Here is a 575-nt window from a genome sequence, read left to right on the forward strand (position 1 = left end):
CCACAAGAAGATGGGCATCCCCGCCAAGGGCGCCTGGGAAGCGGTCAAGCGGCATTTCCGCGAGATCAACCGCGACATCCAGACCTCGTCCTTCACCGTCGTTGGGGTCGGCGACATGTCGGGCGACGTGTTCGGCAACGGCATGCTTTTGTCCCCGAAAACCCGGCTGATCGCGGCCTTCGACCATCGCGACATCTTCATCGATCCCGATCCCGACATGGCAGCCTCGATGGCCGAGCGCGAGCGCATGTTCGCGCTGCCGCGTTCGAGCTGGCAGGACTACGACAAGACGAAACTGTCGGAAGGCGGCATCATCGTCTCGCGCAACCAGAAATCGATCACCTTGCCGGCGGCGGCGGCGGCGGCGATCGGCCTGGCCAAGACCACCGCCACGCCGGTCGAGATCATGACCGCCATCCTCAAAGCGCCGGTCGATCTTCTGTGGTTCGGCGGCATCGGCACGTATCTCAGGGCATCGACCGAGACCAATGCCGAGGTCGGCGACCGCGCCAACGATGCCATTCGCATCACCGCGCTCGACGTCCGGGCGAAAGTGATCGGCGAGGGCGCCAATC

At 64.7% G+C, this 575-nt stretch carries 1 protein-coding gene; it reads left to right on the top strand.

What is annotated here, in order from left to right; genetic code table 11:
• Positions 1-575: NAD-glutamate dehydrogenase domain-containing protein (locus EOA22_RS36575; RefSeq protein WP_164756335.1), on the top strand; the 575-nt coding region annotated here is incomplete at both ends.

It is taken from the genome of Mesorhizobium sp. M7A.F.Ca.US.014.04.1.1 (assembly GCF_003998745.1).
Classification (GTDB): domain Bacteria; phylum Pseudomonadota; class Alphaproteobacteria; order Rhizobiales; family Rhizobiaceae; genus Mesorhizobium; species Mesorhizobium ciceri.